The following is a 238-nucleotide window of genomic DNA, read 5'->3' as shown; positions in this document are numbered from 1 at the left end:
ACAGGCGCAGTAACTGATTGCGGGCGCCGTCCTTGCGCTCGATACGGTACTGGATGTTGGGGCGGTCGAAGCTGGAGACAAAATGCCGCGCCTGGGTCAGGTCCAGTCGCTCGGCAATTTCCGTGCGGGTGCGTTGGTCCGCGGTGGCGGTTAACGCAATGCGGGGCACTTGCGGGAATTCCCGGTGCAGCAGGGACAGCTGCAGATAGTCGTTGCGGAAATCGTGCCCCCACTGGGA

1 pseudogene is annotated in these 238 nt (G+C 63.0%); it reads right to left on the bottom strand.

From position 1 onward, the window contains the following. Window positions 1–238 (bottom strand): annotated as a pseudogene (locus tag A3754_RS07140) (ATP-dependent DNA helicase RecQ); the annotation flags it as partial.

The organism is Alcanivorax sp. HI0083 (assembly GCF_001635175.1).
This window is presented reverse-complemented; position numbering and strand designations above follow the sequence as displayed.